Annotated in this window: 28 protein-coding genes; 14 read left to right on the top strand and 14 right to left on the bottom strand. The window is 64.8% G+C overall.

What is annotated here, in order from left to right:
* Positions 1–7: 7 nt before the first annotated feature.
* From csy2 to RM463_RS10820, 5 genes are all read right to left on the bottom strand, one after another.
* The gene (gene csy2, locus RM463_RS10800) at positions 8–964 is read right to left on the bottom strand and encodes a type I-F CRISPR-associated protein Csy2 (RefSeq protein WP_311430016.1); all 957 of its coding nucleotides are present in this window, start codon (positions 962–964) and stop codon (positions 8–10) included.
* On the bottom strand, positions 957–2,255 hold the full coding sequence (gene csy1 / locus RM463_RS10805; protein WP_311430017.1) for a type I-F CRISPR-associated protein Csy1: 1,299 nt from the start codon (positions 2,253–2,255) through the stop codon (positions 957–959). Before csy1 ends, csy2 begins: the two co-directional genes overlap by 8 nt.
* A 16-nt stretch (positions 2,256–2,271) precedes the next feature.
* Positions 2,272–5,670, bottom strand: a complete 3,399-nt coding sequence (gene cas3f, locus RM463_RS10810; RefSeq protein ID WP_311430018.1) for a type I-F CRISPR-associated helicase Cas3f — start codon at positions 5,668–5,670, stop codon at positions 2,272–2,274.
* A complete protein-coding gene (cas1f, locus tag RM463_RS10815; protein ID WP_311430019.1) occupies positions 5,667–6,644 on the bottom strand; it encodes a type I-F CRISPR-associated endonuclease Cas1f in 978 nt (325 codons plus the stop codon). The genes cas3f and cas1f overlap by 4 nt, the downstream gene beginning before the upstream one ends.
* Before the next feature lie 175 nt (positions 6,645–6,819).
* Positions 6,820–7,161: a YbjQ family protein gene (locus tag RM463_RS10820; RefSeq protein ID WP_195689504.1), complete on the bottom strand. Its 342-nt coding sequence runs from the start codon at positions 7,159–7,161 to the stop codon at positions 6,820–6,822.
* Positions 7,162–7,271: 110 nt separating this feature from the next.
* On the opposite strand from RM463_RS10820, the gene RM463_RS10825 reads away from it, so the two are divergent.
* From RM463_RS10825 to ehuA, 6 genes are all read left to right on the top strand, one after another.
* Positions 7,272–7,748 (top strand): putative sulfate/molybdate transporter, encoded by a 477-nt coding sequence (locus RM463_RS10825; RefSeq protein WP_311430020.1) that lies wholly within the window; start codon positions 7,272–7,274, stop codon positions 7,746–7,748.
* A gap of 30 nt (positions 7,749–7,778) precedes the next feature.
* Positions 7,779–8,420, top strand: a complete 642-nt coding sequence (locus RM463_RS10830; protein WP_311430021.1) for a putative sulfate/molybdate transporter — start codon at positions 7,779–7,781, stop codon at positions 8,418–8,420.
* Between the two features lie 26 nt (positions 8,421–8,446).
* A complete protein-coding gene (locus tag RM463_RS10835; RefSeq protein WP_311430022.1) occupies positions 8,447–8,656 on the top strand; it encodes a TOBE domain-containing protein in 210 nt (69 codons plus the stop codon).
* A 114-nt stretch (positions 8,657–8,770) separates the two neighbouring features.
* Entirely contained in the window at positions 8,771–9,436 is a 666-nt protein-coding gene (gene ehuC / locus RM463_RS10840; RefSeq protein ID WP_311430023.1) for an ectoine/hydroxyectoine ABC transporter permease subunit EhuC, read from the top strand.
* 3 nt (positions 9,437–9,439) lie between these two features.
* Positions 9,440–10,111 carry an ectoine/hydroxyectoine ABC transporter permease subunit EhuD gene (gene ehuD / locus RM463_RS10845; RefSeq protein ID WP_311430024.1) on the top strand — a complete coding sequence of 224 codons (672 nt, stop codon included), beginning with the start codon at positions 9,440–9,442 and terminating at the stop codon, positions 10,109–10,111.
* 44 nt (positions 10,112–10,155) lie between these two features.
* Positions 10,156–10,926 carry an ectoine/hydroxyectoine ABC transporter ATP-binding protein EhuA gene (gene ehuA, locus RM463_RS10850; RefSeq protein WP_409228647.1) on the top strand — a complete coding sequence of 257 codons (771 nt, stop codon included), beginning with the start codon at positions 10,156–10,158 and terminating at the stop codon, positions 10,924–10,926.
* A 27-nt stretch (positions 10,927–10,953) separates the two neighbouring features.
* On the opposite strand, the gene RM463_RS10855 is transcribed toward ehuA, so the two are convergent.
* The 5 genes from RM463_RS10855 to RM463_RS10875 all read right to left on the bottom strand — a co-directional run bounded on the left by RM463_RS10855 (position 10,954) and on the right by RM463_RS10875 (position 15,408).
* Positions 10,954–11,766: a transporter substrate-binding domain-containing protein gene (locus RM463_RS10855; RefSeq protein WP_311430140.1), complete on the bottom strand. Its 813-nt coding sequence runs from the start codon at positions 11,764–11,766 to the stop codon at positions 10,954–10,956.
* Between the two features lie 280 nt (positions 11,767–12,046).
* Complete coding sequence (locus tag RM463_RS10860) at positions 12,047–13,483, bottom strand: cytochrome D1 domain-containing protein (protein ID WP_311430025.1); 1,437 nt, start codon at positions 13,481–13,483, stop codon at positions 12,047–12,049.
* A 108-nt stretch (positions 13,484–13,591) separates the two neighbouring features.
* Positions 13,592–14,005: a hypothetical protein gene (locus tag RM463_RS10865; RefSeq protein ID WP_311430026.1), complete on the bottom strand. Its 414-nt coding sequence runs from the start codon at positions 14,003–14,005 to the stop codon at positions 13,592–13,594.
* 55 nt (positions 14,006–14,060) lie between these two features.
* A complete protein-coding gene (locus tag RM463_RS10870) occupies positions 14,061–14,822 on the bottom strand; it encodes a zf-HC2 domain-containing protein (protein ID WP_311430027.1) in 762 nt (253 codons plus the stop codon).
* The gene (locus RM463_RS10875) at positions 14,815–15,408 is read right to left on the bottom strand and encodes a sigma-70 family RNA polymerase sigma factor (RefSeq protein ID WP_311430028.1); all 594 of its coding nucleotides are present in this window, start codon (positions 15,406–15,408) and stop codon (positions 14,815–14,817) included. The genes RM463_RS10870 and RM463_RS10875 overlap by 8 nt, the downstream gene beginning before the upstream one ends.
* A gap of 162 nt (positions 15,409–15,570) precedes the next feature.
* On the opposite strand from RM463_RS10875, the gene RM463_RS10880 reads away from it, so the two are divergent.
* Positions 15,571–15,684, top strand: a complete 114-nt coding sequence (locus tag RM463_RS10880) for a TOBE domain-containing protein (protein ID WP_311430029.1) — start codon at positions 15,571–15,573, stop codon at positions 15,682–15,684.
* A gap of 25 nt (positions 15,685–15,709) precedes the next feature.
* Here RM463_RS10880 and RM463_RS10885 read toward each other — a convergent pair whose 3' ends face one another.
* The gene (locus RM463_RS10885; RefSeq protein WP_311430030.1) at positions 15,710–16,924 is read right to left on the bottom strand and encodes a YbfB/YjiJ family MFS transporter; all 1,215 of its coding nucleotides are present in this window, start codon (positions 16,922–16,924) and stop codon (positions 15,710–15,712) included.
* Positions 16,925–17,445: 521 nt separating this feature from the next.
* Here RM463_RS10885 and RM463_RS10890 point away from each other — a divergent pair.
* Positions 17,446–18,000, top strand: coding sequence for a helix-turn-helix domain-containing protein (locus RM463_RS10890; protein WP_311430031.1), 555 nt, complete (start codon positions 17,446–17,448; stop codon positions 17,998–18,000).
* A 70-nt stretch (positions 18,001–18,070) separates the two neighbouring features.
* On the opposite strand, the gene trxA is transcribed toward RM463_RS10890, so the two are convergent.
* The 3 genes from trxA to RM463_RS10905 form a co-directional block, all read right to left on the bottom strand.
* On the bottom strand, positions 18,071–18,400 hold the full coding sequence (gene trxA / locus RM463_RS10895) for a thioredoxin (protein ID WP_195689509.1): 330 nt from the start codon (positions 18,398–18,400) through the stop codon (positions 18,071–18,073).
* Between the two features lie 14 nt (positions 18,401–18,414).
* Positions 18,415–18,969 carry a carboxymuconolactone decarboxylase family protein gene (locus RM463_RS10900; RefSeq protein WP_195689510.1) on the bottom strand — a complete coding sequence of 185 codons (555 nt, stop codon included), beginning with the start codon at positions 18,967–18,969 and terminating at the stop codon, positions 18,415–18,417.
* 300 nt (positions 18,970–19,269) lie between these two features.
* Positions 19,270–19,824 (bottom strand): cytochrome b, encoded by a 555-nt coding sequence (locus RM463_RS10905; protein ID WP_311430141.1) that lies wholly within the window; start codon positions 19,822–19,824, stop codon positions 19,270–19,272.
* 240 nt (positions 19,825–20,064) lie between these two features.
* Between RM463_RS10905 and RM463_RS10910 the strand changes: the two genes are divergently transcribed.
* The 6 genes from RM463_RS10910 (at position 20,065) to RM463_RS10935 (ending at position 25,365) form a co-directional block, all read left to right on the top strand.
* The gene (locus tag RM463_RS10910; protein WP_311430032.1) at positions 20,065–21,066 is read left to right on the top strand and encodes an aldo/keto reductase; all 1,002 of its coding nucleotides are present in this window, start codon (positions 20,065–20,067) and stop codon (positions 21,064–21,066) included.
* A 161-nt stretch (positions 21,067–21,227) separates the two neighbouring features.
* On the top strand, positions 21,228–22,406 hold the full coding sequence (locus RM463_RS10915; protein ID WP_311430033.1) for an FAD-dependent monooxygenase: 1,179 nt from the start codon (positions 21,228–21,230) through the stop codon (positions 22,404–22,406).
* Positions 22,407–22,540: 134 nt separating this feature from the next.
* Positions 22,541–22,690: a hypothetical protein gene (locus tag RM463_RS10920; protein ID WP_165927470.1), complete on the top strand. Its 150-nt coding sequence runs from the start codon at positions 22,541–22,543 to the stop codon at positions 22,688–22,690.
* Positions 22,690–23,424 carry a metal ABC transporter ATP-binding protein gene (locus RM463_RS10925; protein WP_311430034.1) on the top strand — a complete coding sequence of 245 codons (735 nt, stop codon included), beginning with the start codon at positions 22,690–22,692 and terminating at the stop codon, positions 23,422–23,424. Before RM463_RS10920 ends, RM463_RS10925 begins: the two co-directional genes overlap by 1 nt.
* The gene (locus RM463_RS10930) at positions 23,408–24,298 is read left to right on the top strand and encodes a metal ABC transporter permease (protein ID WP_195689515.1); all 891 of its coding nucleotides are present in this window, start codon (positions 23,408–23,410) and stop codon (positions 24,296–24,298) included. Before RM463_RS10925 ends, RM463_RS10930 begins: the two co-directional genes overlap by 17 nt.
* 20 nt (positions 24,299–24,318) lie before the next feature.
* Positions 24,319–25,365: a metal ABC transporter solute-binding protein, Zn/Mn family gene (locus RM463_RS10935; RefSeq protein ID WP_311430035.1), complete on the top strand. Its 1,047-nt coding sequence runs from the start codon at positions 24,319–24,321 to the stop codon at positions 25,363–25,365.
* Positions 25,366–25,414 lie beyond the last annotated feature (49 nt).

A 25,414-nucleotide genomic window follows, 5' to 3' on the forward strand; every position in this document is an offset into this window, starting at 1 on the left:
GGCGCGCTCAGTGCGCTTGATAATCGTTATTCAGCCGGTACAGGCCTTGTTCCAAGTTGTTGTCCACGTACCAGAGCAGGTCGCGAGGCGACTGCAAATGATGCGGGCTACGCCACTGCCCAATGGAGTACAGGCTTTCGACGAAGCAAAAGGGTGTGCTGTCATCTCGAGCACTGGCGACCTCTCCCGCCTCGAAAACGTCAGTCAGCGCGCCGTAGCCCACGGGTAGCGGTACCAGCCAGCCTGGCTTTTTGCGCACCCGCCACTCGACCTCGTTCGTCTCCTTGTCGTTTTCATCCTCGGTGATGGTCTGGTGGCACTCCCAGTTCAGGCGCGACAGATCCAGCCAGCTATCCAGTAAGGTGGTGTCCGGCTGGGCTTGTTGCCGTTCCTGGTGATGCTCCTGCAGCAGGTCGTCACGCAGCACCAGGGCGAACCCCGGTAGCCAGCGGCGTTTGAGCCGATGAAATGTCTTTTGCCTATCGCCTGGATCATCCCCCAGAACCTTCAACTCCGGCTGATAGCGCCGCTTACCGGGCAGCGGCGGCATCACGCTACCACCGGCGATCCGCATGCTGGCGACGATGTCCATCACAGCCTGCGCGGCATCGACATCGTTAATGCTCTTGCCGTCCACACCGAGCACCAAGGACACATCAAGGTGCATGCGCCCTTCCTCGACGATGGCGGCAGTTTTACCATCCTTACCCACCGGGTTGCGGGTCAAGTGGAAGGATTTCACATAGCCTGGCTGGGTCTGGGTCTCGTAGTCGTGGCAGATCACACCCATAGCGTTGAACTGCAAGTCCAGGGATTCAGGCAGCCGGCGCTCCAGTGCATGCATAAAGCCGACAAAGGCGCTCATCGCGGGAAAGCCCCAGGTCAGCGGGCTGGAAATAGCATTGGCGTTCTGGATGCGCAGATGCGGCAGCACCAGCAAGGCCTTAGGGTCGGCATTACCCATGGGGCAGCTCCTCTTGCAGGATATCCAGCTGACGCTGAATGCGCGCCAGCCACTCACGGTGCTCGTCATCGCTCACGCCCAGCGGTTTCAGCCAGCCGTTGAGCCAGCGGGCAAAGGCTGCACGAATAGCCACAGACCATTCGCCCTGCTCACGCTGCTGGGCAAACTCAACGTCTTCTTCAGCGCGCCAGGGGTCGAGCCATAGCTGCTGCTCCAGCGGCAGACGACATGCCGAGACGGCTGACCATCCCGGCTCCAGCACCTGAAACTCGCTGGCGAACAGCACTAGTTCATCGATCAGCGCAGCAATATAGCCATCCACCCGGTTGCGGGTGTGGCGATTTTCAGGCGGATCTGTCTTGAGAAATCGCACCAGCCCCTGGGCTAGCCAGCGCACCTCGCGCCGACGGCCAAAGCGCTTGAAGGCGGTCTCTGTGTGCAAAGGCGGCTTGACGCCTTGGCTTTTCCACTTGGGTGGCAACGAAGCCAGCAGGTAATTGTTGCCGCCTCGCTCGCTATTTAGCTGAGAAATATTTTGCGGCTTGGTGCCACCCAGCTTCTGCACGGCCAGATTGGGATAGTCGCTGTACCCCTCCTCGGACGGCTTGTTATGACGGCGCGCCTGTCGGGCCTCCTTGGCGACTTCACCGAAGCGATCGGCGTTGATGCGCTGGAATACTTGATGGGCAAGCGAAGTGGCGTAAAGCGGTGCCAACAGATGAAAGTCCGCACCTTCGGTGGGATCATCACCGACCATCCAGTACAGTTGCTTGGCCAATGAGTGCGAGGCTTCATTTCCCTTGGGCTGAGTAATTCCCGCAAAGGCCTCGGCCCACTCCTTGGCCTGCTTGGGGTTATCGCTTAGCGCTGCGCTGAATGCGGCATCTCCATTAAGCGCTAACTCCAACAGCGACTTGCCTTCATGCTGGAGCTTGAGAAATTTGTAAACATCCAGTGCGGCGGCGTTGCCCACCACATCGCCGCTGAAGTCGCTGGGCAAGAAATGACTGCCAACCAGAGAAAGCTCAGGCAGTGAGGCGGGTTCCACATAGCGACTGGAGCCCTTGGCATCTGGGTGTGTGGCCTTCAGGGCATGAGTAACCACCTGCAGCTGACTGACCCGGCGAGCGGCATCACCAACCCAGCTTTCGAACGCAAACTGCTCGATAAGCGCTTCGCGCTTAGGATCATCAGCCGCCAGCTTTTCGAGCTTACCGGCTAGGCGATCATCGATAAACGCCTGCATTACTTGGCGAATTTTCCCAGCCCTACCTTCAAGATTTTCTTCCATGCCACCTCCTTATTACTTAGTGCTTTGAAAAACCTAGCGCCGGGTGGAATTGCCACTGCCCGTCGTCTTTCAAGGCACGCAGCGTCAGCCGACCAAACTTCCGGGCACAGCGCTCCAGCTCCATCTCTTGGGCTTCGGCCAGCTCGGCCAGTGTCTCGAGGTAGTCCCTTGGTCCCCAGGATTGAATGCGCGGGCCATATTGCAGCTCGATGTGCTGGAGACTTGCTTCGCAGGGCACCAGCAACTCCGGGTCTCGCGGGCGCTCCTTGTGAACGCGATGCAGGCACGTCCGCTCGCCGCTCTCGTCAGGCAGCAGCACCAGCTCGTCCTCTTTATCGGTGCTGTCACGAAACGGCCGCCACTGGCACATCACCCCGGTCAGCGGCAGGCGTGGCATTGCGAACCAGCTGTAAGCGCCTAGTTTCGGGGCAGGCGCGGGCTCATCTCTGGCAGCCAGATATTGCTGCCGCTTGCGCTTGGAGAGCTTTGCCAGTTCGTCCTCACTGAGAACCGGCATGGCCTGAGTGTCGGCCGCGTCGGGCACGATCATCGTCGCTTCCAGACGCGTATGCTCCAGATCGACCAGATTGTGGTGTGGCGCCAGTGAGTCGCGGGGCAGGATGCGCGGGCGGGCGTCGATCACGTCCCGCTGCTCCGCCGTCAGCACTTCTGCCAGTGCATGGCTATGCAGCCGGTACGCCTCGGTCTCGAAACCGGGGCGGGTAAATACCGGCCGTCGCCCATCGGGGTGCTCAAGGGCTTTCAGATTATGGTTGAGCAGCAGGATGTTGGGCGTTTCCCATGGCTCCGGGCGGTGGCGACGCACCCGGCCGGCCAGCTGAATCAGCGAGCGCATCGACGAAGGCTCAACGATGGCCCAGTCGTAGTCGTGATCGCGTCCGACTTCGGTGACCGGCGAGCCCAGCACGATAAATAGCTGCTCCTCCGCGTCAGAACTCTCCAGGCATCGCCGGATCTCCGGCAGCACGAACACGGCTTCGGGAGACTTGCGCTGCAGGGTTTGATCCAGCTGACGCTCGATGGCCGAGCGCATCAGCAGCGGATACTGGGAGTGATACACGCACAGATGGATCTGGACATGTTCCGGCGCGCCAAGCCGGTAGAGCGCCTGTGCAACCGCCACCAGGGGAGCGATGTTGGCCATGCGGATCAGGCCAAAGGAGACCCGTTTACCGCTCTCCAGCGCGGTACCGTTCTGGCGGTGCAGCTCTAAAGCATGGTCGCGTAGATGCTCCGCCAACTCGTGGCGAAGGGCGTCCGACTGGCGAGATTGCGGTATCCAGTCCGCCACTCTGGCCCGGCGGCGCACCGTGTCCTTGGCCAGACGCAGGTGACGCTGCTGGACGAACTGACGATGCGCGGCTTCAAAGCTGGCGCGATCGCAGCAAGGCTCGTCTAGCGTGCCATTTTCATCGAACCAGGCGCAGCACACCGCAGGCGCGCGCTGGCCGGACTCACCGCGATTGCGCTGATAGATGGCGCGCCCCGCAAGATAGGCATCAAAGAGCCCGGCCACCAGCGCCGGGGGCAGCGTGGCAGAGGAGAGTAGCACCCGAGATCCCAGCAGCCCCGCCCAGTTCACCAACCGCGTGAGCGCCGGCAAGTCACTGATATCGAAGTCGTCGATCTCGTCGAGCACCAGATCGGATGTCATCAGCCGCAGCATGGGCGCGATCTGCCCGCCGCCTCGGGTGCTTTCGGTGGCGGGCATCAGGTGATCCACGGTACAGGTGAGAATGGGCGCGGCAAGCAGGCTCTTGACCGCGGGATCGTGCGCGACGCGCCGGAGAATGGGGTGCTCGGAGAAGTTGCCCTCGAACAGCACATGGGAATCGTCCGAGAGTAGCTCCTGAGCTGACGCCGAGCCGGTCTGCTCCGCTTGCGCCTCATAGTGCTCGAATAAGGCACGGCTGGCGCTGCCGCCCACCCGAATCGCCAGCTCATCCTCGCCCAGGTGCATCTGGCGGCGGTAGTCGCGCCCGGTCTGCAGGGTCAAGGTGCGCAGCCCCAGAGCGATCGAGAAGCGTGCGCCCTTCTCGGGGTCGGCCAGGGCATAGAGAATGCGCCCGTTAGCCAGCGTCTTGCCGCAGCCGGTGGAGGCCATATTGGTGCCGAAGAACCCCTGCTCGCGAGATGCGGCCCGCAGCCCTTCCGCCAGATCGAAGGCGCGATCCTGCCAGCGGAAGCGCTTGTTTTCACTGCGCTTGCGGAAGCCCTTGTGGCGCGCCAGCCGGGGCAGCTGATCGTTCAGAGTGGCGAGGTGACGGGCGTTTTGCTTGCTGAAGCGCGCCACTCCCAACAGGTGCGCATCGAGCTTCTGACTGAGCTCACCGGTCTTGCGTAACGTGTTGGCATAGAGCGTATAGTCCGAATCACCTCGCACCCAGTCGCTATGCGTGGGGTCATGCAGACTGGAATAGTAATGATCCGCCAGCATCAAACACAATCGAGCCAGATGCATCACATAGCCATTATCCAGCGGAGGTTCGGCATAATGTGGCAGGCGTTTGAGCAGCCCTTCCGCTATATCTGCCGCCTGCTGCTGCCACTTGATCGTGGCCACCGGCAGCTTGCCGGCCAGCTGCCAGTAGGGCTTCTGCGCTTGGTCATCGGTTTCGGTACAGGCCTCATTCCACTGATGCGTCAGGAGCTCCGGCAGCTCGCGTAAGGCGTCCGCCGTCAGGCCGGTTAACCGGCCACCCAACCGCTCGGGGTTATTCCCAGGCTTCAATGGCAAGCGGTGGTGGCTCAATAACAGCCAGCCAATCGCTTGGGCCAGCGGCGGGAGCTGCTGAAAAGGAGTGGCACTCTCGGCATCCAGGCCGTCACGCTGTAAGTCCCGTGTCCAACTGGCGACGAAATCTGCTGGTGGCTCGATCAGGCGTTGGAGCCAGCCGGCATCGTCATCGCTGCCGACAAACGCCTGAAATAACCGCAACGACAACCACTCATGACGATAGAGGTTCCGGCCTTGCCGCTTGCCCACAAGTCTCTGCTGAAATGCCTCGGAGGCCTTGCCCAGGTCGTGCAGCAGGGCCGCCAGGCTGGCCAGCAGCTTGATGTCCTCGCCGCTGTGCCAGTCATTCTCATCCTCGGCACGCAGGATATTGCGTCGAGTAGTGTTGGTGGGCGTGGCACCCTGCAAGTTGAAGCGGCTGGCATCACCGACGATCCACACCAGCTCGCTGTGATCATGGCCACGAATCCAGTGACAGGCCACGGCGCTGTTCTTGCGCGCGGTTTTTCTAAGCAGCTTGCGCAGCGTGTCCAGCCCCGCCTGGGTGATCGCGGTCTGCCAGGTGCGCTCGCCGCGCCGCTCGGCGAACTGATCGAGAATCCGCCGGGTTTCCTTGAGGGCGTTCTTGTTGCACTGGGAGACGATCAACACATTCATGGCGCCTCGCTCCCCAACTCGGTGGCGACTGCCTTCAGGGTATCGATCATGAAGTCGAGGGCTTCGGTACGGGTCAGCTGTTCGATGCAGGCCTGGCGAAACGTCTGCTCCTCGTCGCCACGCATGGCGGAGAGAAACGCCTGGGGCAGAATGATCGCATCCTTGACCAGATCGGCCACATCGAAGACCAGACCACCTCGCCGCGTCTTGCCATGCAGAACCGCCAAGCCGTGCGGAATACCCAGTACCCAGGTCGCCGTAGCGCCGAGACCGTAGGCCAGGTAGTTGCCGAAGTCGAGAAAACGGTTGGCAGGGTCAGTGCCGGTGGCGCGCTTGGCGCGGGTAAAGTCGCCGTAGCCCACGGCCTGGGCGGCCAGCTTGAACAGCGTCTTGGTCAGCCGCGCTTCCAGGGTCAAGAGATCCACGGTGCTGGGCGCCTGGGCGATGGCCTGGCCGTGCTGTGCCAGCACGGCGGTCAAACGCTCCGGAGAAATCGCAAAGCCGGCCTCCTTCAAGGAGCGGCTATCGAGCCATTGGTGTCTGATGCGCGCCAATCGCGCCTGCTGAAAGCGCTTTGCGGCCTCAAGGCGCCGACCGTCATCGAACCAGAAGTGCACCCAGTGCTGAAGATACTCGGTAGGACGGTATTCGCTCTGGGGCGTCAGCCAGGCGACGTCCACATCGACTTCATTGGCAGCAAAAAGCGGTGTACCACCACCACCGCAGAAGCCGACTAATACCCCGGCCTTGGCCAATTCGCGCATCGCCGCCTGGGTGATCGAGGTGCCGGTGCCCAGCAACAGCGAAGTCGTGTTGGCGATGGGAATATTCCAGTACTTCGACTGGCGTCCCTCATCGGTGACGTACTCGACACGCCCACCTTTGACCAGCACTCGGCAGTGCTGGAGGTAATAGAGATTGGCACGCTTGGAGTGCAGGATGGTTTTTAAATCGGAAGGAGAGAAGTCATCCATGACTATTACCTGACTTTATATACATAAAGTTACACCTAAACACCCCTAGCTCTGTTAGGCCAGTATCCCGGTATTAGACCAACCTATTAGACGCCTGGTAATCCTGCTCCCCCGCATCCTGCCGCGCCCCGTGGTATACGGCTCGTTACTGCCCAAGACCACTACGACGACCGCCTCACCCCTTAGCGACCTTCACCGCGGTGCCGGTCGCGACCAGAAACAGCATCGACTTGCCGCCGCCGGAGATCTCGCTGTAATCGAGGTCGATGCCGATGACCGCATTGGCGCCCACGGATTCCGCCTCCTTTCGCAGCTCATCCAGGCAGGTCTTTCTGGCATCGCGCAGCGCGTTCTGAGACGACTTGTTGCGCCCGCCGAAGAAGTCGCGGAAGCCGGCGAACATGTCCTTGAGAACGTTCATGCCGAACACGCATTCGGCGGAGACGATGTCGATATGCTCGGTGACTCGGTAGCCCTCGAGGTGCGATGAGGTGGTCAGGATCACGCGTTCAGCCATGGTCGGGGCACTCCTGGGGTGGTGATTACTGTGGCAACTGATATGGCGACGGCGGTATCGAACAGGCCGCCTGGGTTCTGTTCCTGCGCCAAGGCGCTACAGTGGAGAGTATGTCTTCCTTTACCCCATGGCGACCTCGCCGGCAGACCCTGGCGGCGCTAAGCGGCGACATTTCCGGCGCCTTCGGCGACCTGGGCACGCTGCTGCCCTATGTGATCGCGGCGACTGCCCTGGGTGTGCTGTCGCCGCGGCCGGTGTTTGTCGGCCTCGCCATCGGCTATCTGCTGGTGGCCCTGCTCTACCGCGCGCCCATCGCCGTGCAACCGATGAAGGCGCTGGGCGCGATGATACTTGTCGGCGGCCTCACCGCCGGTGAAACGGCCCTGGCCGGCGCCACGCTTGGCCTGGTACTGCTGGCGCTGGCCGCCACTCCCTATCTTGGCCGTGCGGCCCGGGCGCTGCCCCAGTCCGTGACGGTCGGCCTGCAGGCCGGCCTGGGCCTGATGCTGATGGCACTCGCGTTCGAGATGATGGCCGCAGGCTGGTGGCTGGCACTGCCGGCCGTGGCCGCCCTGGGCCTGTCCTAGCGTTGGCCACGGGGCCCCTGGGCGCTGGTCGTGGTTATCGTCGCCATCTGGCTGATGCCCGCTGGCACGCTGCCCGAGACCATGCATTCGACGCCGGTGGGCGACGGCATCTCGCTCTCATCGGTGGCGGGCGGGCTCCTGGCCCAGCTGCCGCTGACGCTGCTCAATGCCGTGGTGGTGGCCACCGCCGTGTCGCGCTCGCTGTTTCCGGCCGCCGCGCCGCGCATCAGTGAACGTCGCCTGGCAGCCTCCAGCGGGCTGCTCAACCTGGTGCTGACGCCGCTGGGGGCCATGCCGATGTGCCACGGTGCCGGTGGCATGGCCGCCCACTATCGCTTCGGCGCCCGTAGCCTGATCGCTCCGCTGACCATGGCGGCGGCCTGCGCTTTGGCCGCGCTGCAGGGTAGCGCCGTGATCGCCTGGTTGGCGGCGATTCCCACGCCGGTGGTTGGCGCCCTGCTGGCCTTTGCCGGGCTCGAGCTGGCATTGAGCAAGCGGCTGTTCGACGCCCGTCCCGACTGTCGATCGGTAATCGCCGCCACCGCCGTGGCAACCCTGTTTGGTAGCGCACTGGTCGGCCTGGGTATAGGACTTGCCAGCGAGCGCCTGCGCCGGCATCTTGTGCGCAGGCGCGCCGAGGGCACGCCGCCTGACAGGGGCCAATGCCCCTGACCCACCACACTCGAGGAGACTCAAGGATGAAAATCAGCGCACGCAACGTGATCAAGGGCACCGTGCTGGAAGTGAAGGAAGGCCCGGTCAACAGCCAGGTCCGCGTCGATATCGGCGGCGGCAACACCATCAAGTCGATGATCACCAGCGACGCCATCGAGGAGCTCGGCATCACCGTGGGCAGCGAGGTTCAGGTGGTCATCAAGGCCTCGGATGTGATGCTCGGCATCGATTAATCCACGGCGGCAAGCAATGCCCGGAGCAAGGAAGAGCGTTGATAGGGCACGACAGGTAGCGTCGACCCTGTGCCATAATGGCGCGATATCCTGACACAGTGGCGCATCACGCTAATGCCCTACCTCGAATTCCTTGCGACCTATAGCGACCGCTTCATCGATGGCACTCTCACCACCCTGGGGCAATTCGGTCTGGCGGTTCTGGTGGCCACCGCCGCCGCGCTTGTCTCGGGGTTGATGAAGATGGCGCACTCGAAACCCGTGCGCGCCATCGCCATCGGCTATATCGAGATATTCCGCGGCACCTCCCTCCTCGTCCAGCTCTACTGGTTCTACTTCGTTCTACCACTGTTCGGTTTCACCATGGAGAAGTTCACGGCGGGGTTTGTCACCGTCGGGCTGTGCTATGGGGCCTACGGTGCGGAGCTGGTGCGTGGCGCGATTCAGTCCGTTCCCCAGGGGCAATGGGAAGCCGCCCTGGCGCTGAACATGACACCCGCCCAGCGCATGCGACGGATCATCCTGCCTCAGGCCCTGGTCACCATCCTTCCCCCCTGGGGCAACCTGATGGTCGAGATTCTCAAGGGTACCGCTCTGGTGGCCCTTATCTCGGTCGCCGACCTGATGTTTGAAACCCGTCAGATCAATAACAACACCTACCTATCGGCTCAGGCGTTCGGCACGGCACTCATCATCTACTATATTTTTGCGCGCTTTATGGTGACGCCCGTCATGCGCTGGCTGGAGCGGGTCATGGCGCGCAAGATCGGACGATCTTAAATCATGCTTGACTGGAAAATGGACTTCACCTGGGAGATCCTGCCCCGCCTGATCGCCGCCGCGGGCAATACACTGATCGCGGCAGGCGGCGGCTATATCGTGGCGGTGGTACTGGGCCTGGTGTTCGTGCTCGCCCAGCGCACCCCCTACCGCGCGCTGACCTTTATCGTACGCGAGCTGGTGGAGTTTATTCGCTCAACGCCACTGCTACTGCAGATCTTCTTCATCTATTACGTGGGCCCCCAGTTCGGCCTGCGTCTGTCGCCCTGGACGGCCGGCCTGATCGCCATCGGCCTGCATTACGCCGCCTATCTTTCCGAGGTATACCGCGGCGGCATCGAGAACGTCCCCAAGGGGCAGTGGGAGGCGGCGCGAGCCATCAACCTGTCTACGATGCAGACCTATCGCCGCATCATCATTCCCCAGGCCCTTCCCCCTGCACTGGCGGGCATGGGCAACTACCTGGTCGGGATCTTCAAGGACACCCCGATGCTCTCCGTTATCGGAGTGGCCGAACTGATGCACACGGCCAACTCCATCGGTGCCGACAACTTCCGCTATCTGGAACCCTATACCCTTGTCGGCCTCATCTTTCTGGCCATATCGTTGCCGACCGCCTGGCTTATCCGCCGATTCGAGACCGCGCTGCGCCGTAAAATGGGACTGACCAAATGAACGATGACCCCAGCCAATACCCGCTGAAGTTGGAAGGCGATAATGTGCCCATGGTGCGCTTTCAGAACGTGACCAAGCGGTACGGGCAGTTGACCGTGCTCGACGGCCTGAACCTGGATGTCGCCGAGGGCGAAATGGTCACCATCATCGGCCCCTCGGGCTCGGGGAAAACCACCGTGCTGCGCATGCTGATGACGCTGGAGAAGATCGACAGCGGCGTGATCTATGTCGATGGCGAGCCCCTGACCCATATGGAGCAGAACGGCCAATTGGTGCGTGCCAATGCCGCTCATATGCGTCGGATGCGCGGCAAGATCGGCATGTGCTTCCAGCATTTCAATCTCTTCCCGCACATGACTGCGCTCGAAAACTGCATGGAGGGGCCGGTACAGGTGCTCGGCATACCGAAGAAGGAGGCCGAGGAGCGCGCGCTGGAACTTCTGGAGATGGTGGGCATGGCGCACAAGAGCGACCAGCACCCCTCACGACTTTCCGGCGGGCAGCAGCAGCGCGTCGCCATTGCTCGAGCGCTGGCCATGCGGCCCAAGGTCATGCTGTTCGATGAGGTGACCTCCGCCCTGGATCCGGAAGTCATCAGCGAGGTTACCGGTGTCATCCGCAGCCTGGTCGACCAGCACAGCCTGACTATGCTGATGGTGACCCACCAGATCGGCTTTGCTCGGGATATCTCGGATCGGGTGTGTTTCTTCTATGGTGGACAGATCGAGGAGCAGGGGGCGCCCGGCGTGCTGCTGGACAACCCCCAGAAGGAGCGCACTCAGCAGTTCCTGAGCGCGGTCCTAGAAGCTAACTGATCCAACAGCGACTCATTGAACAAGAGCTTAGTCGGACTGGCAGGCGTCTTCCGTGGTCAGTTCGCCGGGCAGGAAGGCTTCAAGGTAGTTATCCGGGGTGACGGTTGCCATCATTTCCTCTGAGCCCATGTACTCCTCCAGCGCGTCGTTGAATGCCTCGCGAAATGCCGAATCCTCCGGGCGGAAGCCAATGCCGACCACCTGCTTTTCACGCCCCACAAACAGCTCCGGGTCGGTAATATCAAAGCTATCGTCCATATCGGCGGCGTGCTTGGCTTCCAACACGTTAATGGCAACCGCATCGGTCCGTCCGGTGCGCAGTGCCGCCAGGGCTTCCGTGGTGCCCGGCACTTCCGTGATGCTGCTTTCGGGAACGCCGGCACTCTCGGCATCCGCCAGCGTGTTGTAGCCGGAGGGTGCCACCATGGTCAGGTCCTGATCGATCAGATCCTGGTAGGTTTCGAGGTTCTTGGGGTTGCCGCTGGGCACGACGAAGGTATCCCCAAAGGCACCGATTGGATCTGAGAAATCCATGTTTTCGCAGCGCGCTTTGACCACATACATCCCCCCGGTCACCATATCGACACGACCGGCTTTCAGGCTGGGAATCAGGCTGGCCCAGTCGGTCAGCACGGGTTCGATATTGGTGTGGCCCATGCGCTCCAACACATCGACGGCAATCCCGTTGACAAACCCCTGGGGTGAGCCATCATCACCGGCATAGGCCCAGGGCGGTGCCGCGGCGAAACCCAGACGAATCGTGTCACCCTCCTCAATCCGCTCCTCCAGCATGCCGGCCTGAGCGGACGTTGCCGCCATCACGGCGCCCAACGACAGCATTTTCACCCAGTTAGTCTTTGATAAACCCATCGCTCACCTCACTTCCATCAAGTTAAGAATACTCAACCAGTATGGCATAGGTTCGCGATACGCCTCTCACGCTAGGCGGGCGCCTTGGCTTCGACATCAGGCCGTTGAGCCATCTGATCCGATCCACTCCGCGTAGTCAGCAGGGCAGCGTGATCAGCCCAACGTCGAGCCCTTGGCTGCGTACCTCTGGCCGACCCCCGACTGCCCCATCGCACTCGGCGATGGGGCTTCCTGTCTGCCTGGGCTGGGCTCAGGGATTGCCCGGTACGGCGATCCAGAACGGGAAGGCCCCGTCGACCGGCACCTGCTGCACCACCTCGAGGGTCTCGGTATCGATCACCGCGAGGGTATTGTCGCCTGTGATCGAGGCGTAGAGATAGCGGCCGTCCCGGCTGGCCCGCACCCCGTGGGGCCCGGTACCGACCTCCACCTCGGCGGCGATCGTCATGGCCTGGGCGTCGATGACGGTGACCGTGGAGTCGGCGATGGCGCCGGTGGCCACATAGCGCCCGCCGGGCACCACGTCGATGCCGCCATGGCCGTTGCCGACGGCGAAGGTCTCGACCAGGGTGCGGCTCTCAAGATCAAGCACCCCGACCTGGCCCACGAAGTCGCGGATCCACAGCCGCCGGCTGTCTTCGGAAAGATCGAGGTTGTGCGGAGTATCGAGCCCCGGCGTGGGGATCTCGTCGACCTTCTCCAGGCTCGCCATGTCGATCACGGCAATGGCGCCACCACCTTGCAGGGTCACATAGGCCCGGCTGCCGTCGGCGGTGAACACGGCGTTATGCGGCTCCTTGCCGACCGGGATCGTCTTGATCAGCTCGCCGGCGTCGAGATCGATCACCGCCACGATGCCCTGCCCCGGGGCCACGGCCAGGCCATGGCACCCGTCGGGGGCGATCTTCACGCCCTGGGCCACCTCGCCGATCGGCAGCGTCGCGGTGAGCTCGCCGCTACGCGCATCCATCACGTAGACATCGCCGGTCTTGAAGCCTGAGACCAGCAGCCGCGTGCCGTCCGGGCTCAGGGCATCGTAGTGGGCCCCGGGCACCTCCGGCCAGGCCGCTCCGGCGGGCAGCGACTGGATGATGCTGCTGTTCTGCACCGCCACATAGGCGGGCTCGGGGAAGGTCGCCTCGCTCGCTGCCGTCTGCGGTGCTGCCGCATCTGCGCCGGCCTCGGCTGCCGGGGTGGTCTCGGCAAAGCCCGCCAGCTCCCGACGCAGCCGATGCACGTCGCGGCCGCTCAGCGCCTCCTCGCCCAGGGCGGCGATCTCCTCGGCGCGGTAGGGGCGGAAGTTCTCGGGCGCGGCCGCAGGATCGAGCCCGGTCAGCATGTAGTTGAGCACCTCGGCGATCTGGGCATCGCTGAGCGCCCCGCCCCAGGCCGGCATATTGCCGTCATAGGCGACGCCATCGACGACGATCGGCCCGGTCAGGCCATGGTGCAGCACCTGGGCCAGGTAGGTGCGCCCGTCCGGCTCGCCCTCGGCGGCGTAGAGCCCGCCGACATGGCCCTTGTGAGGTGGGAAGACGCCGCTTACTCCCTCGCCGCTCGGCTGGTGGCAGGCGGCGCAATGCCGGTCGTAGAGCGCGGCGCCATCGGTCGTCTCCTGCGCCGCGGCCAGCGTCGCGGTCCCGCCGAGCAGGCAGGCCGTCATCCAGGGAAGCATCGGGTATTTCATCGTCGTCTCTCGTGTCTGGCCAGACACGCTCGCGCTCGTCGTCGAGACGGGCCGCGCACAGCGCTTGCTGGGGAATAAAGAAGGCCGGGGCAGTGCCCGGCCAGGGACTTACTGCACCGCCACGGACCGCACCACCGGCTTGCCGTCGACGACCAGCGGCGGGTCGACGTCCACCGAGCCGGGGCCGAAGGCATACTCGCCGGGCGTGCCGGTATCCCGGTGAAGCATCACGTAGAGCCGCTCGCCGGCGGCCACCTCGCGCTCCAGCGGCACTTCGACGGCCGTATGCTCACCGCCGGCCACGGCGACATGGCCGATGGAGGCTGGCGCCACGATCTTGCCCTCGGCATCGCTGGCATGGACCACCACGAAACCGTCCTCGGCAAGGCTCACCGCCTCCACCGTGACGCGGCTACCGGGCGCCTGCGCCGAGACCTCGAGGCGCGGCGCCTCGGCCGCGACCGCACTACCAACCAGGCCCAGCGTCAGGGCCGCGGCGATCAGGGAATGACGAATCGGCATGGGATAACACTCCTTTGCTTGGGAACAAGATGCATAGAACAGCGGCGCTGGCCCGTCACAGCCGCAGCCGCTCCAGTTCGGCGGGAGGCAACTCGCCCACCACCAGCGAGCCGGCGTTGTCGCCCGGCCAGCCCACCACTGCCTGGTCGCCCAGGTGGGCGACGTAGCGGCCCTGCCGGGCGATCGCCTCGCGCACGCTGGCCCGATTGAAGAACAGCGGGCCGCTGACCACGTACTGGACCACGGTGCGCGCCTCGACCCGGTAGGCCAGCGCCGCCGCCGGCTGCCCCTGCAGCGCGGTCGGCCAGGCTCCGAGGAATTCCACCCCGGGCCCGCCGAGCGGCTCCAGGGGCAGCGAAAGCGTACGCGAGAGAGCCGCGATATCCGCGGACGCCTGGTGCGGCAGCGCGCCGGTCGAGAGCTGGCGGAAATCCGCTACGGCGTCGCGCACCATCGGCACCCCCTGACGCTCCTGCCAGGCCGGCAGCCCCAGCATCATCGCAAGCGCGCAGGCCTGGACCGCCGCCAACCCCCAGCCCAGCCAACCCCACAGCGGACGAGCCGCGCGACGTGTGGCCGGCGGCACCAGTCGCCCACGCAGGCGTTGCTCGGCGGCCGCGGCCGTCCGCTCGCCAGCGGCTAGCCCGGCCAGGCGCCGCTTCACCGCCGATTGCCGGGCCAGCTCCTCCCGGCACAGGGCACATTCGGTCAAGTGATCCGCCATGGCCTGACGCGCCGACTCACCCAGCTCATCATCCAGGTAGGGCGCCACCCGCTCCAGCCAGGCATCGTGAGCCCCACGATCGTGATCACTCATGGCGTTTCCCCTCCCTGCCGGCGGTGGTCTGGCGACCGGCATGCTCCGCCGACTCGGCCAGCAGCGCACCGAGCAGGCGCCGCCCTCGAGCCAGCCGGCTGGTGACCGTGCCCAGCGGCAGCGCCAGCGTCTCGGCGATCTCCCGGTAGCGATATCCCATCAGGTCATGCAGCTCGACGACGATGGCGAAGTCATCCGGCAGCCGGCGCAGCAGGTCCGCCACCCGGTCGTCTGCCTGGGCCGCCACGGCCTGCTCGAAGGGCCCCGGCGTCTCGCCGGCGATGGCCTGCCAGTGCGCCTCCTCGAGATCGGTGATCGGAAGCAGCACCTGACGGCGCGCCCGTGTGCGGTGATGATCGGCGATCTGGCGCAGCAGGATGCGCACCAGCCAGGGCCGCGACGCCGCCGCCGAGCGTAGCCCCTCGAGCTTCTCCCACCCTGCGATGCAGCACTCCTGCACCAGATCCTCGGCCAGGGCAGCATCGCCCGTGCGCTGCAGGGCAATGTGCACCAGGTGCGCCACATGCGGCTGCACCAGGCGTCGATAGCGCCTCTCTCGCGACGAAAAATGACCCAGAAACCGCATCCCGCTCTGCTCCCGATGATGATAGTGCGCTGCCCATGACCATAGAGACGGCACGAGTCCGAGACTTTATTCCCGGCGTGGTGAAATTCGGAGAATGAGACTGGCTTGGCCGCACTTCAAAAGCTCGGCTCACAGAGAGATTGGAGCGGTAGGCGGACGAACGTGATCCAGTCGATGGTCACCAGCGACGCCATCGAGGAGCTCGGCATCGCCGTGGGCAGCGAGGTTCAGGTGGTCATCAAGGCCTCGGGTGTGATGCTCGGCATCGACGACTGAGGTAAGCGAATCGCCCAACGGTGCACTAGGCCACAGCCTTGGCCTCGGCATCCAGCCGTTGGGCGGTCTGGTCCACCCCGCGCAGCCACACCAGCAGCACCGCACCCAGGGCGACGAAGCCACCCGCCAGCCACAGGCCGGTGTCGTAGTGGCCGGTGGCCTCGGCGAGCATGCCGGTCAGCGCCGGGGCGATGATCTGGGCGGCACCGTAGGCCAGTGTCATGCGCCCCATCATGCGCGCCGGGCTTTGTGGGTAGAGCCGGCCGGCCATGGTCAGCACCAGGCTGACACAGCCCAGGAAGGTGCCGCCGTAGAGCAGCGCACTCGCCAGCACCCCCGCCAGGTTGTCGGTCACCGCCGGCAGCACGATCCCCACCACCTGCAGGCCCATGGCGGCGATCAGCGCGCCGAGATAGCCGATCCAGCGCGCGATCAGATCCCACAGCATTACCGCGGGCGCCGCCGCCAGGCCCACCAGAGCGAAGGTCCAGTTGCCGGCCCCGGCCAGCAGCGGCTCACGTTCGACGATGGCGACGATAAAGGTCGCGCTGATCACATAGCCGTAGCCGGCACAGAAGTAGGCGGCCAGCATCAGCCGCATGAAGGTACGGCTGGGCGGCTGGACCCGGCGCTGCTCTCCCCCGCTGCCCGATGCCGGCTTCGCGGGTCTCGGCAGCCAGCACCAGGCGGGGATCAGCAGCGCCACGGCCAGGGCGGCGAAGCCCCACCACTGGGCCTGCCAGTCGAACGAGAGCCGCAGCATCAGCTCGACCGTCAGGGCCGCCAGCAGCATGCCCAGGCCGACTCCAGCGAAGTGGATGCCGAGCTCGCCACGCTGCCGATGGCTGATCAACCAGTGCAGGATCAGCCCCGAGGCGAGCAGCATGGCGCCGCTGCTGGAGAAGCCGGCCACCAGGCGCATCGTCGCCCATAGCCAGAAGCTGTCGGCCAGCGCCATGCCGGCGGTGGAGAGCAGCGCCAGCACCAGGGTGAGGCGATAGAGCGTATCCTTGAGCCGGATGCTGCTGATGGAGGCCGCAGTCAGTGCCCCGAGCATATAACCGGCGTAGTTGAGAGCGGCCAGCCAGCCTCCCTGGGCGTCACTCAGCCAGGTCTGCTGCTGCATCACCGGCAGCAGCGGGGTATAGGCGAAACGCGCCACGCCCACACATAGCAGCTGGCTGAACAGCCCGGCCAGCAGCACGCGGTAGCGCGGTAAGAGTAGAAAGGGCTTGGCCATGCCTGGCGCTCCGTAATCCTTGGAAGGTGGCGCCGATAGGGGGCGCATCACCGGCCAACCTACCACATGCTCGGTGATAGGAAATCGCGACGTTCGCCCAACTGCAGGTGCGTCCCGGCAGACGAGTCAGGCTTGCACGGAGAGGACCCGGCCCATGGGGGCCACCGGATAGCGATTGCGAGCGGGAAGATGATGCAGGCCACATCATCTCTTTTTTGGTCGCAGCCAATGCATGGAAGCAGTCAATGCATAGAAAAGTGCCATGCCTTCACCGCCCCTCGAGACAAAACCGGTGCGATCGAGCATCGTGACAAGCCGCTTAATCAGCCATGAAGGAGGCACTTTTCTGCTTTCATTGACGGCCAGCGCCGAATGGCGACGGCTGGACGCTGGCAGGGCCGAAAGGATAGCATTGAGCGATCACTCAAGCTTTATCCTCAAGGGGTGAAGCGCTTAAATCATGGACCGGCATCATGTCCCGAGTTACACAACATAACCGGCAAGAGTCTCTGGAACGTGCCTTGCAGCTATTTTGGCACAAGGGGTTTCATGACACCTCACTCAAGGATCTCGAGCGGGCGCTGGAGATGCACCCCGGGAGTATCTATGCCACTTTCGGCAGCAAGGGTCAGCTATTCCAGGAAGCGCTGGAGCGCTATGCCCACCTGGCACTGATTGAGCTTGAGCGCACCCTGGCGGCTCACGAGTCACCGCTAGCCGGACTGGCTGCCTATTTGCGCCAGCTTGGAGGACTACGCGATCAAACGGTACCCAGCCGGGCCTGCATGCTGGTCAAGAGCCTGCTGGAACTGGGGGAGCGAGAGAAGGACGCCCGGGAGAAGGCAGAGGCGCTACTGACGACGATGGAGGGGCGCTTTATCGACAGCTTCGCAAAGGCCCAGCAGACAGGAGAGCTGGACGAGGAGCTCGACCCCACCCGGCTTGGCCGACGGTTACAGGCCGAGGTGATGGGGCTGCGCTCCTTCGCCCAGCGCGATGTCGATAGTGCAGCCGTACATGCTCTGGCCGACGACATGGCATCCTCTCTGGAAGCGCTGCGCTCCTCTGCTCACTGAGCGGTAAAGACGTGGCCCGTTGAGGCGATCTCCTCAACGGGCCACATAGCGCCTCTCGATACCCAGGCGCCTAGCCTCGGATGTTGCGATCCAACAGGGCGTCCAGGCTCTCCTTGGGTTGCACTCCACTGAGTGACTCGAGCTTTTCCCCTTCCCTGTAGAGGGTCACGGTAGGCAGGCCCCGCACGCCATTCTGGGCAGCCAGCACCGGCGCTTCATCGACATTGAGGGTCACCACCTTGAGGGTCTCCCTGCGCTCCTCGGCGATGGATTCGATTACCGGGTCGAGCATCTTGCAGGGTGCACACCACGGCGCCCAGAACTTGATCAGTACGGGCTTGTGGCTTTCCACTACCTCGTCGACGTAACTGCCTTCATCGACTGCTGTCAGATTATTCACGTCGTCTCCCTATCTCAGCTGACCTTGTGCCACTCGAACTTCTTGAAGGGTTCGTCGAGCGGTGTATCGGCAAGGTGGTTGGTGTAATTGCTCATGACCTTTTGCGCCACCGCCAGAACCACCTCAAGGATCTGACGCTTGGTGAAGCCCATCTCCAGGAATGCCTGAACGTCGCTGTCCTCGACGTTTCCGCGCCCGCGCACCACTGCAAGCGTGAAGTCTCGCAGGGCTTCCAGACGTGCCGTAGGCAGCGGAGTTTCGTTGCGCAGGGCCTCCGTGATGGCATCGTCCACCTGCATGCTCTTGGCTATGCCGGTATGCGCGGGCACGCAGTAGTGGCACGCATGCTCAACGTTGATGGTTTGCCATACCACGGTCACTTCTTCGTCATTGAAGCTGCTGTCCAGAAACAGCTGGTGAAGCTGCTGGTAAGCATCGAGCAGGCCAGGCGCCTCCGCCATCACGGCGTGCAGGCCCGGGACCATGCCGAAGGCTTGTATGGAGTTATCAAGAAGCTTCTGGCTTTCTTCTGGTGCGCTTTGCTTGTCGTGAAGGGTAAATTCGGTCATTTGGCGAATCCTTGAGTCAGTAAAAATAGCGGCAAACCGACAACATGTCGTCGGGACCTGCATGCATTTGAGTGATCGCTCAAATTTAGACGCATGCATGGTTATGCCGTGTTTCATTAGTCACCCTAACGCATCTTGAGCGATCGCTCAAATTTCGACGCCTGGTCAACCGATCAGGTGGCGTCGACCCGACCTTCCCTCACGCCAGGAGCGGGAAAAACAGGAGGGGGAGGCACCCGGCCTCCCCCTCCTGTGTAGTGGCGACGTGCACCTGGTGAGGTGAGCAGCCAAATCGGCTCCTCAGCGCCGGACACCATGCCGCGGCAGCATGCGAACCAGTACATCCTCGCCCGCCAGGCGACGATGCAGGATCACCATGCCAACATGGCCGACAATCAGCGCCAGCAGCACCCAGCCAAGCAGGCCATGGAAGAGGCTGCCGGTGGCCGTCATCCACTCGATTTCGCCCTCGAAGCCTGACATCAGCGGGATGCCGAAAGGGGCGAAGGCACGCCCCGAGCCATATTGACGTAGCAGGGCGACCAGCGGCACCGCCACCATCAGGGCATACAGCGCTCGGTGGCCGAGGGTGGCGGCCAGGCTGACGGACACCGGCCGCCGCGCCCGCTCCACCAGGCTCCACACCAGACGAAGCACGATCAATGCCATCAACAGCGCCCCCAACGGCTTGTGGGCGCCCCATACGGCGGCTTCCAGGGCAGTATCCGGGAAGGCGAAGTGGGCAATGGCGGTGATGAACTGGATGGCGAAGAGCGCCGCCATGGCCCAGTGGAGCAGGCGACTGACAGCGCCATAGTGAGTGATAGGGGACGATATGTCGGGGTCCTGTGCGATGAAAAACCGTCACAGGCTACTGGCCGTTCGCGCAAGAAATATGAACCAGGTGTCGAGACACGCTAGCAGGGAGCGGCCAACGGTATGGCGTATCTTGATACTCTCGGGGCCCAGGCGATGACAGTAAGGAGGCCCTCATCTGCATCGCCTGGTGATCCGAGCCTGACGCTTGGCTGCGTGGTGAAGATTGTCGCCCGTCGCCCTGAACACACCATCCTTAACACACTACAAGGATCCGTGATGAACCCCCTGATCGCTCGCCTCAAGGCCGTCTCCTCCCCCGCCATCGGCCTGGGCTGCATGAACCTCTCCCACGGCTACGGCCACTCGCTTTCGGAGGCCGAGGGGCGGCGCGCCCTGGAGGAAGCCTTCAAGATGGGCTATCGCCACTTCGACACCGCCACCCTGTATGGCGCCACCGCCAACGAGCGCCTGGTGGGCAGGGCGCTCGCCGGCAAGCGTGACGAGATTCTGCTGGCCAGCAAGTGCGGCATGGCCATCGACCCCGAGCTGGGCCGAAAGGTGATCGATGGCCGCCCTGCCACCCTGCGCCGCCAGTGCGAGGCGAGTCTCGAGCGCATGCAGACCGACCATCTCGACCTCTACTACCTGCACCGCTGGGACAAGGGGGTGCCCATCGAGGAGAGTGTGGGCGAACTGGGGCGACTGATGGAGGAGGGCAAGATCGGCGCCATCGGCCTCTCCGAGGTATCCGCGGCCACCCTGCGTCGGGCGCGCTCCGAACACCCCATCGCCGCGCTGCAGACGGAGTACTCGCTGTGGACCCGCAACCCCGAGATCGCGGTACTCGAAGCGTGCCGTGAGGCCGATACCCTGCTCGTGGCCTTCAGCCCACTGGGGCGCGGCTTCCTTGCCGGGTCGGTCCGCGAGCGGGAGAGCCTGGTCGAGGGCGATGTACGCCTCGGCATGCCCCGTTTCACCACCGAGAACCTCACTCGCAATCTGGAATTGCTGACCGAACTCGAGCGCCTGGCCCACGAGCGGGAAGCCACCACTGGCCAGCTCGCCCTGGCCTGGCTGCGTGCCAAGGGCGACGACATCCTGCCCATCCCCGGCACCCGCCGCGTGACCCATATGCGTGAGAACCTGGCCGCCGAGGAACTGCCCCTGAGCGCCGACGACGTAACGCGCCTGGATGCGCTGTTCGCCCCGCCGCGTATCGCCGGTGCACGCTATGCCGAAGGGCCGCAGGCCGAGGTCGATACCGAGCAGTTCGAGTGAGGGCGATACCTGCGCGCGGTTGGGCACCCTGCCCCGTGCCGGCTCCGAACGACCGACGCTATCGGCGCTGGCCCTGGGCAGAAAGCAAGGCGGACTCGCTTGGCAGCGGCCGGCAAGCCCCCGACAATAGCCCCCTGAAAAAATGTGACGTGGAGAGAGGCATGGACGACACCCTGGATGCGGTCATCGTTGGCGGCGGCATGGTCGGGGCGGCCGTGGCGGCGGCGCTGGGTCAGGCCGGCATGCGCGTGGCACTGGTGGAGGGCGGCGCTCCACCGGCGGCGATTCCCGATGACGCTCCCTTCGACCTGCGGGTGTCGTCGCTCAACCTCGCCTCCCAGCGCCTGCTGGAGGAGGTCGGCGCCTGGTCCTTCATTCCCGAGTCGCGGCGCTGCCCCTTCCGCCATATCGAGGCCAGCGATGCGGCCGAGAAGCGCCATATACGCTTCAGTGCCATCGACCTCGAGCTGCCCGACTTCGGCTTCTTCGTCGAGAACCGGGTGATCCGTCGCGCCCTGTGGCAACGCCTGGCCGAGCTGCCTGGTGTCACCACGATCTGCCACGCCGGCCCGGTGGCCTGGGTGCCCGGCGGGCACCGCTGCCTGCTGGAGCTCGATAACGGCCGCCTGCTGGCGACGCGGCTGGTGGTGGGTGCCGACGGCGCCGGCTCCCACACCCGGGAGCTGGCCGGCATCGCCACCCGCGACGAGGACTACGGCCAGCGCGCCCTGATCACCAACGTGCGTACCCGGCTGCCCCAGCAGGATGTCAGCTGGCAACGCTTCGCCCCCCAGGGACCCCAGGCGATGCTGCCGCTGCCCGGTCACTACGCCTCGCTGATCTGGTACGACACTGCCGAGGCCACCCTGGCCCGGGAGGCGCTGGATGACGAGGCGCTGCGCCTGGCCATCGAGCAGGAGTTTCCCACTCGCCTGGGCGGCGTGGAGGAAGTGCTCGGGCGGGCCAGCTTCCCCATTCGGCGTCGCCACGCCGAACGCTATGTGCGCCCGCGCCTGGCACTGGTGGGCGATGCCGCCCATGTGATCCACCCGCTGGCCGGCCAGGGACTCAACCTGGGCATGCAGGACGCCGAGGCGTTGAGCCGGCGGGTGATCAATGCCTTCCGGTCGCGGCACGACCCCGGCGGCCGGGCGCCACTGGCCGGCTATGCCCGGGAGCGGCGCCCCCAGACCCTGGCGATGATCGCCGCCATGGAGACCTTCCATCATGTCTTCACCGGCGCCGCCCCGCTGCGCCACGCTGGTGCCGCCGGCATGGCCGTGGCCGAGCGTCTGGAGGGTGCCAAGCGCGCGGTGATGCGTCACGCCCTGGGGCTGTAGAGCCCACTCCTTACGAAGCCCCGCGCGGCGACCGCTCCAGGCAGGGGCCAGTCAACATATAGGCACTGGTCAGCCAGCGTTTTGTTATGTTATAACTTTTGCCGCTTTCCGCCGCCTACTGCCCAGAGGACCCCATGGCACACCGCAGACACCGGCACCGCCCGGAAGGACCCTGCCACTTCTCGCTGATGTCGCTTTCGGCCACCCGCCGCCTGCTGCTGGCGGCACTACCGCTGGTGGCCCTGTGGCTGGCGGTGGCCTGGGCCGCCGGCTGGGGGGTGTGATGTCACGCCTGCAGCTCGAGAACCTGACCCTGGCCCGCGGCGGGCGCACCGTGCTGGAGCATCTGGAGGGTCGCTTCCAGGACGGTGCCATCACCGCCCTGATGGGCACCAACGGGGCCGGCAAGAGCACCCTGATCAGCGCCATCATGGGCATGCTGCGACCGATCTCCGGCCGGGTGGCCTGCCAGGTGCCCAAGGAGCGCCGTGCCTGGCTGCCCCAGCAGCTGGCCCTGGATCTTACCTTCCCGATGAGCGTGGAAGAGCTGATCATGACCGGCAGCTGGCCCAGCCACGGCGCCCTCAAGGGGTACTGTGCGGCCCACTACCGCCGCGGCCGCGAGATCATGGCGCGCCTGGGCATCTCGCACCTGGCGCATCGCCAGCTGGGTGAGCTCTCCGGCGGCCAGCGCCAGCGCGCACTGATCGGCCGCACCCTGATGCAGGAGGCCGAGCTGCTGCTGCTCGACGAGCCCTTCGCCAACGTCGATATCGAGACGGTGGACGTGCTGATGGATGTGCTGCGCGACATGGCCCGGAATGGCGCCACCATCGTGGTGGTACTGCATGACCTGGAGCAGCTCTCGCGCCTGGCCGATGACGTGCTGATACTGACCGGTGGCCACGGCCGTTGGGCGAACCCTGACTCTCTTCTGGAGCGTTACGCCGGACAGCCGCCCCGTGCCCCCCGCCTGCCCCTCACCTTCCCGGATACCTTCGATGCTGGAACTGCTTGACGCCTGGCTGCTGGCCCCCCTCGACTACGGCTTCATGAAGCGCGCCCTGGTGGCCGGCCTGGCGCTGTCGCTGGCCGCCCCGCCGCTGGGGGTGTTCCTGATGCTGCGCGGCATGAGCCTGATCGGCGATGCCATGGCCCACGCCATCCTGCCCGGGGTGGCCCTGGGCTTCCTGGCCGCCGGCTTCTCGCTGCCGCTGATGAGCCTGGGCGGCATCCTCTCGGGCCTGCTGGTCGCGGTGCTGGCCGGCAGCGTGTCGCAGATGACCGGCCATCGCGAGGACTCGGCCATGGCCAGCTTCTTCCTGATCTCGCTGGCCGCCGGCGTCATGCTGGTCTCCATGGGTGGCAGCAGCGTCGACCTCACCCATGTGCTGTTCGGCTCGATACTGGCCGTCGACACCACCGCCCTGCTGCTGATCGCCGCCATCAGCAGCCTGATCGTGGTAGTGCTGGCGGTGATCTTCCGCGCCCTGGTGGTGGAGTGCCTGGACCCGCTGTTCCTGCGTGGCCAGGGCAGCCCGGTGAGCCTGATCCATGGCGTCTTCCTGGGCCTGGTGGTGCTCAACCTGACCGCCGGCTTCCAGACCCTGGGCACCCTGATGGCGGTGGGCCTGATGATGCTGCCGGCGACCACCGCCCGCTTCTGGAGCCAGCGCCTCGAGGGGCTGATCGGCATCGCCATCCTGGTCGCCCTGATCGCCAGCAGCGGCGGGCTGCTGCTCTCCTATCATCTCAACCTGCCCTCGGGCCCCTCGATCATCCTGCTCGCCGGGAGCGGCTACCTGCTCTCGGCCCTGGTGGGTCGCCACCACAGCCTGCTCGCCCGGCTGCGTCGCCGCGCCACGCCGCTGGGCGCCCCGGAACCCGAATGACTCAACGGAGATCCCCTGTCATGCGTCCGCTGTCCCCCGCCATCAATGCCCTGGGCCTGGCCGCCCTGCTCGCCCTGCCCACCGCCCATGCCGAGGAGCGCGTGCAGGTGCTGGCCAGCTTCAGCATCCTCGCCGATATGGTCGAGAATGTCGGTGGCGAACATGTCGAGGTCACCTCCCTGGTGGGCCCCGACAGCGATGCCCATGTCTATTCACCGCGGCCCACCGACGCCCGAGCCCTGGCCGAGGCGGATCTGGTGGTCTTCAACGGCCTGCAGTTCGAGGGCTGGATGGAGCGCCTGGTGGCAGCCAGCGACTACACCGGGCCACTGGTGGTCACCACGGAGGGCATCGAGGGGCTGGCCGATGCCGAGCATGAGGAGCACGGTGGCCATGACGAGCATGACCACAGCGATCATGACGAGCAGCACGGCGGCCATGACGCACATGGCCACGCCAGCCAAGATGCACATGACCATGGCGACCAGGACCCCCACGCCTGGCAGGACCTGATCGCCGGCAAGCGTTATGTGGCCAATATCCGCGACGGCCTGATCGAAGCCGACCCGGAGAACGCCGATGCCTATACCGCCAACGCGGCCCGCTATATCGACGCGATCGAGGCGGCCGATGACGAAGTCCGCGCGCTGATCGACGAGATCCCCGCCACCACCAGCGTCATCACCGGCCACGCCTCCTTCGGCCACTTCGCCCACGCCTACGGGCTGCGCTTCATGTCACTCCAGGGACTCTCCACCGACGCCGAACCCAGCGCCGCCGATATGGCCGGCCTGATCGAGGTGATCCACGAGCAGGATGTGCGCGCCCTCTTCCACGAGAACATGACCAGCCCCGCCCTGCTCGAGCAGCTGGCCGAGGAGACCGGTCTGCCCATCGCCGGCACCCTCTACGCCGACGCCCTGGCCAGCGAAGGCGAGGCCAGCACCTGGCTGGGCATGATGCGCCACAACGCCCACACCCTGCACGACGCCCTGGCCGAGCCGGGGCATGACGATCACGATCACGATCACGATCACGATCACGAGGATCATGGTCACGATCACTGAGCCACTCAGCCACTCAGCCACTAAGTTCGACCAGCCAGCATGAGGCGCC

It is taken from the genome of Halomonas sp. LES1 (assembly GCF_031846005.1).
Classification (GTDB): Bacteria; Pseudomonadota; Gammaproteobacteria; order Pseudomonadales; family Halomonadaceae; genus Halomonas.